The organism is Bacillus sp. 22475 (assembly GCF_052044835.1).
Lineage (GTDB): Bacteria > Bacillota > Bacilli > Bacillales > Bacillaceae_G > Bacillus_A > Bacillus_A cereus.
In genome coordinates this window covers 48031-61230 of sequence record NZ_JBQENW010000001.1, presented here as the reverse complement: position 1 = coordinate 61230, position 13200 = coordinate 48031, and the positions used below count along the sequence as shown (strand labels likewise).

The window sequence follows — 13200 nt, the reverse complement described above, 5'->3', positions numbered from 1 at the left end:
ATTTAATTTATAAAAAGTACGCCGTCTATCGGCGTGCTTTTTTTAAAGGATTTAATTTATAAAAAGCGAAATGAGTATATATTCTTACATAAAAGGAGAATGTAACTTGAGCATTTTACAACGGTTAATTCAGCAAGCAAAAAATCCTAGCGGAACAATTGGTTCCTCCATGCTTTGTATTATGAACGCTGCACATACGAGATTAATAAATTGGGCATTACAGAAAGTACATATCAAGACAGATGCAGTCGTATTAGACATCGGCTGTGGTGGAGGCAAAACCATACACACTCTTTCAAAACGAACTCCACTTGGAGAAATATATGGGATTGATTACTCCGATCAAGCTGTGAAAAATTCTATACAGACGAATACAAAAGATGTTCAAAAACAAAAAGTAATTGTTCAACAAGCAAGCGTTTCTTCTATTCCACATCATACTAACTTCTTCGATCTCATTACCGCCTTTCAAACTCATTATTTTTGGCCTGATATTGAACAAGATATAAAAGAAGTATTTCGCGTCTTAAAACCAGACGGCTCCTTTTTATTAGTGGCTGAAACTTTCAAAATTCAATATCATATGGAGAAATGTAAAACGACTGAAGAATTAATAAACCTATTTTATAAGACAGGATTTAAAAGTGTGAAATGCTACGAAGAAAGAGGATGCCTTTGTGTAATAGAAAATAAGTAAAAAAGCAGACCTTTATTGGCCTGCTTTTTTACTAGATTAACTTAAAAATACTCTTAATTTGTCTAGCAAATAACCAATTTTTCGTACCGTAGTTATCATTTAAACTATCTAAATTAATAGATTGTCCGTTAGCAAACTTTAATTCTAACGTTGTATTTTTGTCATTTGTTTTTAAATTACTATTTGTAATATCATCATACTTTAATTTTTCAATCTCAATATATTCGTCTTTTTCTTGTCCGATCACGACATGGTCTTGGAAGAAGAAAAATACTTCTACTTTTTTACCGAAACAAAATACATTTTTCGTATAAATTAATGTCGCGTTATCAAGTCCGACACATACTTCTTTCATTTCTTCCACAACGTGTCCAAAGTCTTCTTCATGTCTTGCATTTGATTCAACAATCCATTCTTCGATTGTTTTCATATTAATTGCCATACTGCGCCCCCTGGTTCGTTCATTGCTTCGTTAAAAAAATAAATACTATATGAAAATATAAGCGATTAGTAATATGTTTTCAAGGGGGAACGGTATATTCAAAATAAAGTGAAACTTTAATCAATAGAAGTCTTCATCCCCACTGGTTATTAGTTGAACCAATCGGGCTTTTGCGGGATAAAGTTAAATTTCAAAGTAATATAAAAGGAAAACCAATTTCATTAAATTTTAAACGTTTGAACGAGACATTCTTCATCATCAATTAACTGCTCTCTCTCATCAAATTCAATGTTCAGTTTTTTATATACTTTCTTCCAAAACGACACTGCTGGTACATTTTTTAGAAGTTCGATAACGAAATATTGTCCTCTTTTCTCTTCTAGTAAATTCTCAACAGCTTGTTTACCTATTCCTTTTCCTTTATATTGATTCAATATGAAAATATCATTAATACCAAAATCATTTTCCTTCTTCAAAAACGGACGTTCCAGTAGTAATAAGAATCCTACAATACTATGATCAACTTTTATAAAATACGGCGTGATTCCGTCATTTTTCCAAAACATATGCAAATCTTCGTATTCAAAAAATCCGTTCGCTCCGATAGTTATATTCATAGTGAACTTAGAAAGGTCATGAAGATATAAAGCGTACAAATTACGTAATATTTCTTTTTCTGATTCTTGAACTTTTTGAAGTGCTACAATCATAAAAAACTCTCCTTCCTCATATGTAACTATTTCCCAACCCTCTTCATTCGAAAAAAATGATAATTCCCCTTTAACAAAAAAATAGCACTTTAAAAAGTGCTATTCCGCTCTCCTTGCCGCTTGCTGAATTGGATCCCAAACACTGTTATATGGTGGTGCGTAACTTAAGTCGACGTCTTCTAAATCATGAATGCTCATTTTATTGAAAAGCGCCATTGCAATCACATCAATACGTTTATCTACGCCTTCTTCTCCAATTACTTGTCCGCCCAACAATTGTTTCGTATCGGAGCGATATAGTAATTTCAAGTAAAGTCGTTTTGCATTTGGATAATAGCCCGCCATATTTGTAGAATCTACTTTGACCGTTTTATACGGGATATGTAGCCCTTTTGCTTCTTTTTCATTTAATCCTGTTCTTGCGAGTGTCAAATCCATAAATTTAATAATGCCTGTACCTAACGTACCTTTAAATGCTCTTCGTTTATCAAGCATATTTAGTCCAGCAAGTCGCCCTTGTTTATTGGCAGTCGTTCCGAGCGGGATATGATCATGAATTTCCTTTATAACGTGGTAATGTGTTGCGCAATCACCGGCTGCATATACGTCTTGTACATTCGTTTGCATATATGCATTTACTTCGATTGCTCCTTTATGATTCTTACGTATATTTGTCCCTTCAAGAAAATCAGTATTTGGCTTCACTCCAACCGACACTAAAACAAGATCTGCTTTATACGTACCTTTATCCGTTTCGATTGCTTCTACTCGTTCATTTCCTTTAAATGCTTTTACATTTTCATTCGTTAAAATTTCAATATGATGCTTATCTGCTTCTTTATGTATGTACTCTGCCATATCTGCATCATAAATCGTACCGATATGATCATTTCGCTCAATCATTCTTACTTTCTTACCAAGTTCGACGAATGTTTCTGCCATCTCCAGTCCAATCGCACCGCCGCCAATAATGGTTACATCTTCAACTTTATTCGTTTCTAACGTTTTTAATATGCGCTCAGCATCCGGAATTGTTTTTAAAAGATGAACGCCTTGTAATTCCCTTCCTTCCCATTCTGGCATAACAGGACGTACTCCAGTCGCAATTAATAATCGATCATATGGAAATTCAAAGACATCCTTCGTCTTCGTATGCTCTGCGTACACCATTTTCTTTTCCGTATCTACTTTCGTTACTTCATGACGCACTTTCGCATCAATTCCATATTTCTCACGAAACGTCTTTACATTACGCGCGATTAACTTTTCAGTTGAAGCGATAGCACCACTAATGACATACGGTAATCCACACTGAGCGTATGAATAAATTTCACCTTTTTCTAAAGTTACAACCTTTGCATTTTCATCGTTTCTAACAATTTGCATAGCTGCACTCATACCAGATGCATCTCCGCCAATAATGACATAGTTCACTTTACCACTCCTTCTTTTTTACATACTCTTTACGTTTTCCATATTTTATAGAAATAACACCTACTTCCATTGTAAAGAAAGAGAATTTCATCTTCAAATTTGGTGCACAAACCTATGCTTGAATAGGTAACCGTCGTGTCTTATATACAACATGTTTAATATGCTATAACAGTAGCTATTGAAAGTAGGTGAAACATACATGTGCGCCGGCCTTCTCGTCCAGCTTCCAGAGGAACCGATAGAACCGAAACCCGCCCTCCCGCTTGAACAGGAGTTTACCGTTAGTGTAACTTTATACAGTGCTCGTGCTTGGTTATCTGACAATGACACTTTCTCACAAACTATTTGGAAAGCTACCCGCTTCGCTTCTGCATCACACACTCGCAAGGCCATCTTTCCAGTCGGTACTGTTAAAATTATAAATTTTTCTGACGATACAATAACAGTTACTGCATCATCAGAATCAGATGATACGCTTAAAATAATCGTCCCTCCTCATTCCGAAGCTGCTTTAACGTCTAGTTCTTTATCTCATGTGCAAGCCAGTACATCAGGGGGAGCAAGTAAAGTCACATTTCTCTTTCATATCTTTTTCTCTAGGGATCCTGGTCCAGCTAAATAATCATAAAAAGGTACAGTAATATACACTGTACCTTTTTCCCGCGCTCTATTCTCTTGATTTAATTAGTTCAATATTATAAGTTTCGATATCTGTTAACTTTCCTGTAAAATAAGGATTTTCTCTATACCAAGACTGTTTTGCAAAATACGCTTGCATATCTTTCGTTTGAAAAATATGTCCATGCCTTGCATATATTTCATTTCTAGCAATTTTCAACTGTTCTTTCGATAAATATGTTAAATCTGTGCTCGTTAATTTTCGAATATCACTATCAGGAAAGATGAAACCATTATATACATACCCAGTCGTAGGTGGCGGGGTAACATTATAAACAACTGTTTTTTCTGCACTTTTCGTTTGGAATGGAAGATTATAAGACGAAAGTGCCGTTACCGTCTCTACTTTTGTCGTTTCCCGTCCATTTTCTCCATTTCGTTCTAAATAAATTTTCGCGCTTCCATCAGTCGCTACAGGCCCCCATGTAATTTCTTCTCCTGCGAGCGCTGTAACTGGTTTTTGATTTACGTACAATGTTGCACCAGGCGCGTTCGTTTGAACTGTAATATATTGACCTTGCAACGTTAAATCTATCGTTACGTTATTTTGGCTTTGTTTCATAAGTACAACCTTTTCCTCACGTGATAGTTTTACATAGTCATTTTTATATTCTGATTGAAACACTTGATTTCCCGGAAGAAATGGCCCATATTGCTTCTCAAACTTTTTGTCATCTGTCTTATCAATTTCTTTTCCGTTCATTTTTAACGATACGCCTTTTTCATTTGTAAGCAAAGTTGTATAGTACGTCTTCGCTTTCAATTTATACCGATCAAATATAAAGAAATACTTTCCGTCTTTCGTTAATGAAAAATCAGCTCTTTCTATTCCGTCCCGTTGTTTTTCACCTTGTCTCAAATATCCTTTTAATTCATTTACGTAAGATGGATTTTCTTTTATATATGAAAATAGAGGCGTTAAACTCTCTCTCGTTATCATAACGGATGGATCATCTGCCGTAACGATCTCAGCTAATTTCTCTCCGTCCCGCTCTTGTAAAATCGTAATCATCCGGTCTACTTGTGCCACCTGCGTATAATACGATGATCCGTACAAATACAATCCAATAATCGCTATAACAAATAGTGCTAACAGTGTAATGCCAACTTTTGTACCACCGCTCATGTTCTTCTTTACTACAGGACTTCCCCTCTTCGTCCCACAGTTTCGACAAAATTGTACACCATCTTCAAACTGAACTCCGCACTTTGTACATACATTCATTCAGTCAACCACCTTTTCATTAGAAGCCAGTTATTCCCTGTGTTAAGGCTTGAATTATCGTGCTAATGTAAGACCAAAGTACAATGAACGTTGCAATTCCAATTAAAACATTGGCAATAATAAGTGTGTAAACGAGATCTAATCCGCCATTGTCTAGTTTTAATACGGCTACAGTTATACTAATCCCTATATAAGTTGCAACTACCGATAATAATATCGGTAAGAAAAAGATTAATAAAAAACTAAAAAGAAAAGAAAGAACTAATATGATAATAGCCGGCGTCGCTATCGTTCCCCATATACCAAATACTTCAAGAAACGAAAAAGATGATTTCATCATCTTACCACTTACAAAAATAATAAATCCGACAAATAAAGTTAAAATTAATAAAAAGAAAAAGACCGTTATAGATTCTCCAAAAAACGTGGGAGTAGATATATCTGGTGCAAATGTTCTCGTAACTGCTGATGCTGCACTCATCATTCTATAAAAAATACATGCTCCTAAAAAACAAATAAGAACAAGACTTACAATTCCATTTCGCACTTCAATAGCGCCGCTTTTCATAATCGCTGTCGGTGCTTGTAATGCATGTTTAAAAAATTGAAAATAGCCGCTCGCAAACCGCTTCGCTTGCTCTACCGTTTCATTTGGCCGAGCTTCCTTTGCTTGTGCCGCACGTGCTTGTTCCGGCCCTTCTTCTTGGCCACTACTTGCCACTACTTCTTCCGTTAACGAATGTCCACAATTCCCGCAAAACTTTGCCTCTACTGCATTTTCTGTATGACATGACGGACATTTCATTCTCTTATCCCTCCTTAAGCATATACCTTATAGGGTGTTACAAGTTCAATATATGAATTTGTACATAAAACATGACTACAAGAAAAAGATTATGAAATCCTTCTTCCGAAAGAAAATATATGTGCTAGCAATCTTGAAAAAAAATGCTATTATGAAACAGAATAAATAATATTTTTAACAGATTGGATGAAAGAAAATGGAATTGGTAAACTCAATTTTTCAAATACTCCTTACAAGCGTAATCCAATTATTATCTTTAATTGGCGTTATCATTGTAATTGGATTTCTATTAGGCTATTTAGAATCTCTCACACGCATGTATTGGTCGAGAGCTTTTGGAAGAAAAGGATTCCTATTAACGGCTTGGATCGGTGTTCCGATTCACGAACTTGGACATGCCATTATGTGCGTACTGTTCCGTCATAAAATTGTGGCGACTCAGTTCTTCCCAACAGATACAAGTCAAGGGGCTTTAGGTTATATACAACATCAATACAATCAAAAAAGTGTGTATCAACGAATTGGGAATTTCTTTATCGGCATTGGGCCTATTATTTCTGGTATTACTGCATTAATCCTTTTAATGCGTTATTTCGTACCAGAATCATATTTTTTATTTAATACGACTCTCGAAAAAACGATTGCTTCTACTTCTATTAATGTAGAAATGATTCAAAACATGCTCTTGTCGACGTTTGTATTATTGAAAAGCTTATTTACAATCGGCAATTTATTGAATCCTTCCTTTTGGTTATTTTTATTTATCGCCATTTGCATTTCCGCACATATCGCTTTAAGTAAACCAGACATTAAAGGATCAATAGACGGTGTTGTCGTCATGTTTATCGTGTTATTTTTATTCAACATAATAGCAGGACTGTTTCAATACGACAGTAATCAGCTAATTGGACAGGTTATGAAATATAATATGTATCTCATTGCGTTTTCTAGTGTGGCATTGCTGTTCTCTTGTCTTTCTACATTCGTTAGTTTTTCGTTTTATAAAATAAGAAGAGGGCGTTCTTTTTGAACGCCCTCTTCTTATTAATTATTCCCCTTATAATCACAATGCTCAACCGGAACACGAGCATGCCCCTCTTCATCGGTACACCATGACTGTGATTGGAAGGCAAGAAAGATACCAATCCATTCTTCTTCCTTTTCAAAGTGAATGAGTATTCCTCCGTCTTGCCATATACCATTATCTCCTTTCCATTTCTCTACATTCCCTTGATTCATGTGAATATCATGTATACCGTTTCCTGGTTTGAAATGAAAATAGGAATCTGGTGTATTTTCTTCAGGTCCCCATCTTTCGCCAAACGCGTAAATAATTGCTTTTTCTTCCATCGCTCGCTTTATATAACGTTCTATTTTTTCGTTTAAATCATTATCTGCTCCTGCTTTTTCGGGAGGCAAAGGAATCATTTGTTTTGAGTCAAATAGATTTCCTCTTACATAATCTAAAGCTACTTTCGGTTCATTATTTTTTACTTCCGTAAAACCAAATGGTAATGTCGGTAAAATATGAATCGCCTCTGACCTAATATTGTTACTCGCAAAATATAAAACTTCTGACGGATAACTTTGCGACTTTACGTTAATAGCAATACGATAATCTACTCCAGTCTCACCCTGTAAATGAACTTGATAATGAGGTGTTTTCCCTTTTCCAATCTTTGATTGTATAACTGTACCTTTTAACACACCGTAGTTTTTTAGGGGCATACATTTCATCTCCTATTCATTTAGTAGAAGCTATTCATATTTAAATCATTATCCACTCATAAAAAAAATCCTCCTATGTTAGGAGGATTTTTAATTTCTCAACATATACCAAACAATAACTTCTACCATTACAAGCAAAACCGCACCAAAGATCATTATCGTCGTCTTCTTTAACAGTTCATTTTCACGGTAAGGGATATTACATAAGTAAGCACCTAGTGTAATCCGTGATGGACAAGCGATTGTCGCTACTGATGATGCAGTGTTTTGCAGTGTTGTGACGTATTGCCACGGGAGTGCTACGTTTTGTGCGGTTTGCATTTGTAGTTTTATAAACATTGCATTTGATCCTGCGTTACTACCTGTTAAAAATCCACCAATAGCGCCAATAAACGGAGCAACGAAAACGAAAAAGGTTCCAAATGTTTCACCAGCTGTCTTTGCAAGTAATAAATGCATGCCTGATGCACCCATTAGTTCTGAAATGGCGATAAACATTGTCGTCGTAATCGCAAAAGGAATCCATTGTTTGGTCGTTTGCGAGAGTGATTGTTTAATAATATTAGACGGGATGCGGAAGAAAATAATAGTAAATAAGCAAGTCATACCAAGCCAAAATCCTGGTGAATATAGTAACTCTAGTTTGTAAGAGTATGATTTCAAATCAAGAACCGCATATGATCTGAACAAATCATGTAATGCTGGAACGAGGCGAGAAAGTAAAATACAAACTGTTAGAAATATATAAGGGCTAATAATTTTTATAATGGATACTTCTCTCTCCGTTGCAGCCGCATGTTCTGTTATAAGATTTTGCCCACTTTTTCCTTTTAATTTAATGATAAGAAAGCCAAATGTAATCGTAACGATAGAACTTAATATCCCGGCTAGTTCAACACTTACGTACGCATTAGAAAGATAGATTCCGAGAGAAAATAATAGAAAGAATCCTACTCCTTCTTTCCACTTTTCTATAACCGCTTGCCAGCCGCCAACAACGTGTAAAGAAAGAATAACAAAGTAAGCAAACATCGGAATACTTAATAGCGCTGTATTTGTACCAAGTGTTGTAAGAGGCATATTTATTAGCTGCGAACCGATAATCGTACCAGTTGCCATTGCGCCCCATGAACTAGCTAGTAAGCCGATGAATGAGAGAAGTACAGCTTGAAATGGTTTATATCCTAGTGAAAGAAAAATAGGTGCTGCAACCATGAAGCCGATACCGAATCCACTTACTGATTCAATAAGCGGGCAAATGCCAAAACACATAAGCAGCATTTGTAATAAGCGATCCTGAGTAACTTCTTCTAGAAAACGTGCTACTTGATCGATGTACCCCATTTTGTTCATGAGGTGAAATAAAAAAATACCGAAAAATAAAACGTACCCGACAATAAAACAAATTAACCATCCTTTAATCGTTGCGTGTACAGTTTCACTTATCCCTAATTGAAACGTTGGCGAGAGTAAAACGATTCCAACAGACACAGCATAAGAAATTAACGAAGACCTTAATGACGTTTGTTTAAATAAAAATAAACAAATGAAAATCATCATAATTGGGATAAGTGCCAACAATATGGCCATGTTATCATCTCATTTCGTTTAAAATACAATTTTTAACTATTATATAACAGATGTTGTGATTTTCAATTGTTTTTAAAACAGATTTAAAAAAGGAGCCAAACGGCCCCTTTTCATTCACTCCCATTTTCTATTATCCTGAAAAACTGTCTGCTGTCCGATTATTTTTTTCAACACAACAAACACAATGTAAGTACATATTGCTTGCAATGCAATATTCCAAAATTTCATTAATGTAAATGAATGAATCCGTAGAAATAATTCGTTTAATAATACAATCGAAACGATACTAAATAATTCTATACTAATCGAAAATAGACATATTTCTAAAATAGACTGTTCTTGAATGCGATTTAAGTTGGAAAAGATAAATACATATCCTAAAAATAGAGCCATTAACTCTATTTTCGTCATGCTAATGAGCCAAGCGTATAGCGGTACAGTTAAAAATAGATATAGTAGTTTACGTCTTAGCATGTCTTCTCACCCTCTAAATTATATGTATTTTCTGTATATTTTAACATTTATTACGCAAAACAAAAAGAAGAGACTACGCCTCTTCTTTTTGTTTTGTTGCCTGTATTAATTCACATATTTCTTCTCGTTTTTCATTTTCTAACAGCTCAATCACTTTACTTCCAACGACAACACCGTCACATATTGTAACCATTTCTTCTACATGTTCTTTTGTTGAAATGCCGAATCCAGCGACTACTGGTAAGTTGACGTGTGATTTTACTTTTTCTAAGTAACTATGAATCTCCTCTTTAAAGTTTTGACGTACTCCCGTTACGCCCGCTACTGTAACAGCATAAACGAACCCTTCTGATTCGCTCGTAATTTTTTCAATTCTTTCAATAGGGCTCGTTACGGTAACGAGTGGAATGAGCGCAATGTTTGCCTCTCGAAGTAACGGCGCAATAATATTTTGTTCTTCATACGGTAAGTCTGGAACGATGATGCCGTCTACACCTGCTTCTATACAGCTCTCGATGAATCTCTCTTTTCCGAATGCAAGTACCGGATTTAAATATGTCATAAGAACAAATGGCATTTGTACTTCTTTCCTTACCTCTGCTAACGCTTGAAAAATGCCTTTTAATGTTACGCCGCTATCCAGCGCTCGCTTTCCTGCTCTTTGAATCGTTGGGCCATCTGCAACTGGATCCGAAAACGGAATGCCAATTTCAACGATGCTCGCTCCTGCTTCATCTAAAAAACGAATTCTTTCTTTTAATTTTTCAAAGCCACCATCTCCACCCATTACATACGGAATAAATGCTTTCTTACCATTTTCAAACGCTGCTTTAATTTTTTCTACTCCCATTTTTTACACCTCTTCCATATAACGTTTTATACTCTCTACATCTTTATCCCCGCGGCCAGATAAACAAATGACAAGCCCTTCGTCTGTCTTCATTTGCGGCGCTAATTTTAATGCGTATGCGACAGCATGTGAACTTTCTAACGCCGGGATAATGCCTTCTTTTTTCGTTAATAATTGAAATGCTTCTAATGCTTCTTCGTCTGTTATCGACTGATAAGAAACGCGGCCAATATCTTTTAGCAAACTATGTTCTGGACCAACACCTGGATAATCAAGTCCTGCTGAAATAGAGTGTGCTTCTTGAATTTGCCCTTCTTCATTTTGGAGAAGATACATCATTGATCCGTGTAAAACACCGACGCTTCCTTTCGTTAAAGTTGCTGCATGCTTTTCTGTATGAACGCCTTTTCCAGCTGCTTCTACGCCGTAAAGAGCAACTTCTTCATCATGTACAAATGGATAAAACATTCCCATCGCGTTACTCCCACCACCAATGCAAGCAACAACTGCTTCTGGTAATTTCCCCTCTAATTCTTCATATTGTTTCTTCGTCTCATTCCCAATTACACTTTGGAAATCACGGACAATTTGCGGGAATGGATGTGGTCCGAGAACAGATCCCATAATGTAGTGCGTATCATGCACATGTGAAACCCAGTAACGAAGCGCCTCGTTTACCGCATCTTTTAATGTACCGCTACCTGCTGCTACACTTTCTACTTTCGCTCCGAGTAATTCCATTCGGAACACATTTAATTTTTGACGTCTTACATCTTCTTCTCCCATAAAAATGACGCATTCTAACCCGAGAAGAGCACATACAGTAGCTGTTGCAACTCCGTGTTGTCCAGCTCCTGTTTCAGCGACAACTTTTTTCTTACCCATTCGCACCGCAAGAAGTGCCTGACCGATTGTATTGTTAATTTTATGAGCTCCTGTATGATTCAAATCTTCACGTTTTAAATAAATCTTTGCACCTCCGCAATACTTCGTCATATTTTCAGCGAAATAAAGCGGTGTTTCTCTTCCGACGTACGTTTTTAAATAATGATTTAATTCCTTTTGAAATGCCTCATCTTGCATCGCTTCTTTATATGCTTCTTCTAGTTCTAGTACAGATTGCATTAACGTTTCTGGAACGTATCTTCCTCCGTATATACCGTAATGTCCTTTTTCATCTGGATATGCGTAGTTCATTTGGAACACTCCTTCGCTTTTATAATAAATTGTTTTATTTTCTCCACATCTTTTTTTCCTTCTATCTCTACTCCGCTGCTCACATCAACCATATAAGGCCGAACAGTTCGAATTGCTTCTTCTATATTAAGAGCATTTAATCCACCAGCTAATATCGTTTTCTTTCGCAATTCTTTTGGCATATGCCCAAGTAGTTCCCATGAAAATGTCTTTCCATTTCCTCCATGAAACTTTTCTTTCGGGCTATCAAATAATATATAATCCGTTTCATACCTTTGAGCGTTTTTCATATCCCTCTCTGAAGTTACTCCTAGCGACTTTATACACAGAATATTCAATCTTCTAATCTGATGATTGTCTTCATCCCCATGTAGTTGTACATGTGTTAACCCACACTCATCTGCAATTTTCTGGATCACTTCTACTGATTCATTTACGAAAACACCGATTTTTAACACGTTGGCTGGAAGCTCCTGAATGATTTCTTTCGCTCTCTTTGGAGTGATTTTCCGTTTACTTTCTGCAAAAACAAATCCGAGTGCATCTGCGCCATATTCGCACGCACTTTTCGCTGTTTCCACATCAGTGATGCCGCAAATTTTCACTTTCATATATTCACCTTACAATCTTCAAAAAAACTACTAATAGAAGATGATGTCATAAGCGCCTCTCCAACTAATACACCTTTGGCTCCAGCTCTTTTAACACGAATAATATCTTCTTTTGAATGAATGCCACTTTCACTAATCCAAAGTAGTTTCTCCTCATTCAATCTTTTTCCAAGCTTTTCAGTTTGGCTTAAATCTACTTCGAACGTTTTTAAATTACGATTATTAATGCCAATAACGTGCGGATTTAATACAATCGCAGTTTCTAATTCCTGTTCATCATGAACTTCAACAATCGCTTCTAATCCTTTTTCTAACACGTAGCTATACAACTCTTTTAACTTCTCATTCGTTAACGCTGCTACAATTAGTAAAATAATATCTGCTCCCGCTTCATACGCTCTATCGATTTGAATCTTATCGATTATGAAATCTTTACATAAAAGCGGAATGTTACTTTCTTCTCTTGCTGTTTGTAAATCGTGAAACGATCCTTTAAAAAATTGACCATCTGTTAAAACAGATACTGCTCCTGCACCACATTTCTCATATGTTCCCACTTGTTTTCGTACGTCAACGTGTAAATTGATATCTCCTTTTGATGGTGATGCTCGCTTTACTTCTGCAATGACAGTAAACTGCTGTAACGCTTCTACAAGTGAATGTGTCTTTCTTTTTGTTTTTACTGGTGTATATATTTCATATAACTCCGCAACTTCCTTTTTCTTCTGTTCTACAATTTTATCTAAAATCGTCCCCACT

General features: G+C 35.9%; 15 protein-coding genes. 3 read left to right on the top strand and 12 right to left on the bottom strand.

Annotation, left to right across the window (positions count from 1 at the left end):
* The first annotated feature begins 106 nt into the window (after window positions 1-106).
* Entirely contained in the window at window positions 107-697 is a 591-nt protein-coding gene (locus ACTJJY_RS00340) for a class I SAM-dependent methyltransferase (RefSeq protein ID WP_440604755.1), read from the top strand.
* A 31-nt stretch (window positions 698-728) separates the two neighbouring features.
* Here ACTJJY_RS00340 and ACTJJY_RS00335 read toward each other — a convergent pair whose 3' ends face one another.
* The 3 genes from ACTJJY_RS00335 to ACTJJY_RS00325 form a co-directional block, all read right to left on the bottom strand.
* Complete coding sequence (locus ACTJJY_RS00335) at window positions 729-1139, bottom strand: DUF3908 family protein (protein ID WP_168411196.1); 411 nt, start codon at window positions 1137-1139, stop codon at window positions 729-731.
* A 221-nt stretch (window positions 1140-1360) separates the two neighbouring features.
* Window positions 1361-1849: a GNAT family N-acetyltransferase gene (locus tag ACTJJY_RS00330; protein ID WP_000634324.1), complete on the bottom strand. Its 489-nt coding sequence runs from the start codon at window positions 1847-1849 to the stop codon at window positions 1361-1363.
* Between the two features lie 99 nt (window positions 1850-1948).
* Entirely contained in the window at window positions 1949-3283 is a 1335-nt protein-coding gene (locus ACTJJY_RS00325) for an FAD-dependent oxidoreductase (RefSeq protein WP_440604754.1), read from the bottom strand.
* A gap of 199 nt (window positions 3284-3482) precedes the next feature.
* Here ACTJJY_RS00325 and ACTJJY_RS00320 point away from each other — a divergent pair, with 199 nt between their 5' ends.
* Complete coding sequence (locus ACTJJY_RS00320) at window positions 3483-3905, top strand: hypothetical protein (protein ID WP_098592494.1); 423 nt, start codon at window positions 3483-3485, stop codon at window positions 3903-3905.
* 45 nt (window positions 3906-3950) lie between these two features.
* On the opposite strand, the gene ACTJJY_RS00315 is transcribed toward ACTJJY_RS00320, so the two are convergent.
* Entirely contained in the window at window positions 3951-5186 is a 1236-nt protein-coding gene (locus ACTJJY_RS00315; protein WP_440604753.1) for a TcaA 3rd/4th domain-containing protein, read from the bottom strand.
* Window positions 5187-5205: 19 nt separating this feature from the next.
* The gene (locus tag ACTJJY_RS00310) at window positions 5206-5991 is read right to left on the bottom strand and encodes a zinc ribbon domain-containing protein (RefSeq protein WP_440604752.1); all 786 of its coding nucleotides are present in this window, start codon (window positions 5989-5991) and stop codon (window positions 5206-5208) included.
* Window positions 5992-6187: 196 nt separating this feature from the next.
* Here ACTJJY_RS00310 and ACTJJY_RS00305 point away from each other — a divergent pair, with 196 nt between their 5' ends.
* Window positions 6188-7021: a hypothetical protein gene (locus ACTJJY_RS00305; protein WP_440604751.1), complete on the top strand. Its 834-nt coding sequence runs from the start codon at window positions 6188-6190 to the stop codon at window positions 7019-7021.
* Between the two features lie 14 nt (window positions 7022-7035).
* Here ACTJJY_RS00305 and ACTJJY_RS00300 read toward each other — a convergent pair whose 3' ends face one another.
* The 7 genes from ACTJJY_RS00300 to trpC form a co-directional block, all read right to left on the bottom strand.
* Window positions 7036-7719: a DUF2278 family protein gene (locus ACTJJY_RS00300; protein ID WP_063535900.1), complete on the bottom strand. Its 684-nt coding sequence runs from the start codon at window positions 7717-7719 to the stop codon at window positions 7036-7038.
* A 90-nt stretch (window positions 7720-7809) separates the two neighbouring features.
* Window positions 7810-9309 carry an L-lactate permease gene (locus tag ACTJJY_RS00295; RefSeq protein WP_440604750.1) on the bottom strand — a complete coding sequence of 500 codons (1500 nt, stop codon included), beginning with the start codon at window positions 9307-9309 and terminating at the stop codon, window positions 7810-7812.
* 114 nt (window positions 9310-9423) lie between these two features.
* The gene (locus tag ACTJJY_RS00290; protein WP_053564990.1) at window positions 9424-9783 is read right to left on the bottom strand and encodes a DUF4029 domain-containing protein; all 360 of its coding nucleotides are present in this window, start codon (window positions 9781-9783) and stop codon (window positions 9424-9426) included.
* A 73-nt stretch (window positions 9784-9856) separates the two neighbouring features.
* Window positions 9857-10633: a tryptophan synthase subunit alpha gene (gene trpA, locus ACTJJY_RS00285; RefSeq protein ID WP_440604749.1), complete on the bottom strand. Its 777-nt coding sequence runs from the start codon at window positions 10631-10633 to the stop codon at window positions 9857-9859.
* Between the two features lie 3 nt (window positions 10634-10636).
* Window positions 10637-11830, bottom strand: a complete 1194-nt coding sequence (trpB, locus tag ACTJJY_RS00280; RefSeq protein WP_327977785.1) for a tryptophan synthase subunit beta — start codon at window positions 11828-11830, stop codon at window positions 10637-10639.
* Window positions 11827-12441, bottom strand: coding sequence for a phosphoribosylanthranilate isomerase (locus ACTJJY_RS00275; protein WP_440604748.1), 615 nt, complete (start codon window positions 12439-12441; stop codon window positions 11827-11829). The genes trpB and ACTJJY_RS00275 overlap by 4 nt, the downstream gene beginning before the upstream one ends.
* Window positions 12438-13199 carry an indole-3-glycerol phosphate synthase TrpC gene (gene trpC, locus ACTJJY_RS00270; RefSeq protein WP_440604747.1) on the bottom strand — a complete coding sequence of 254 codons (762 nt, stop codon included), beginning with the start codon at window positions 13197-13199 and terminating at the stop codon, window positions 12438-12440. The genes ACTJJY_RS00275 and trpC overlap by 4 nt, the downstream gene beginning before the upstream one ends.
* Window position 13200: the final 1 nt, after the last annotated feature.

Excerpts from the sequence above, each read along its gene's own strand:
- ACTJJY_RS00305 (WP_440604751.1), top strand. The coding sequence starts at position 6,188 with ATGGAATTGGTAAACTCAATTTTTCAAATACTCCTTACAAGCGTAATC.
- ACTJJY_RS00300 (WP_063535900.1), bottom strand. The coding sequence starts at position 7,719 with ATGCCCCTAAAAAACTACGGTGTGTTAAAAGGTACAGTTATACAATCA.
- ACTJJY_RS00295 (WP_440604750.1), bottom strand. The coding sequence starts at position 9,309 with ATGGCCATATTGTTGGCACTTATCCCAATTATGATGATTTTCATTTGT.
- ACTJJY_RS00320 (WP_098592494.1), top strand. The coding sequence starts at position 3,483 with ATGTGCGCCGGCCTTCTCGTCCAGCTTCCAGAGGAACCGATAGAACCG.
- ACTJJY_RS00290 (WP_053564990.1), bottom strand. The coding sequence starts at position 9,783 with ATGCTAAGACGTAAACTACTATATCTATTTTTAACTGTACCGCTATAC.
- ACTJJY_RS00330 (WP_000634324.1), bottom strand. The coding sequence starts at position 1,849 with ATGATTGTAGCACTTCAAAAAGTTCAAGAATCAGAAAAAGAAATATTA.
- trpA (WP_440604749.1), bottom strand. The coding sequence starts at position 10,633 with ATGGGAGTAGAAAAAATTAAAGCAGCGTTTGAAAATGGTAAGAAAGCA.
- trpB (WP_327977785.1), bottom strand. The coding sequence starts at position 11,830 with ATGAACTACGCATATCCAGATGAAAAAGGACATTACGGTATATACGGA.
- ACTJJY_RS00310 (WP_440604752.1), bottom strand. The coding sequence starts at position 5,991 with ATGAAATGTCCGTCATGTCATACAGAAAATGCAGTAGAGGCAAAGTTT.
- ACTJJY_RS00275 (WP_440604748.1), bottom strand. The coding sequence starts at position 12,441 with ATGAAAGTGAAAATTTGCGGCATCACTGATGTGGAAACAGCGAAAAGT.
- ACTJJY_RS00335 (WP_168411196.1), bottom strand. The coding sequence starts at position 1,139 with ATGGCAATTAATATGAAAACAATCGAAGAATGGATTGTTGAATCAAAT.
- ACTJJY_RS00315 (WP_440604753.1), bottom strand. The coding sequence starts at position 5,186 with ATGAATGTATGTACAAAGTGCGGAGTTCAGTTTGAAGATGGTGTACAA.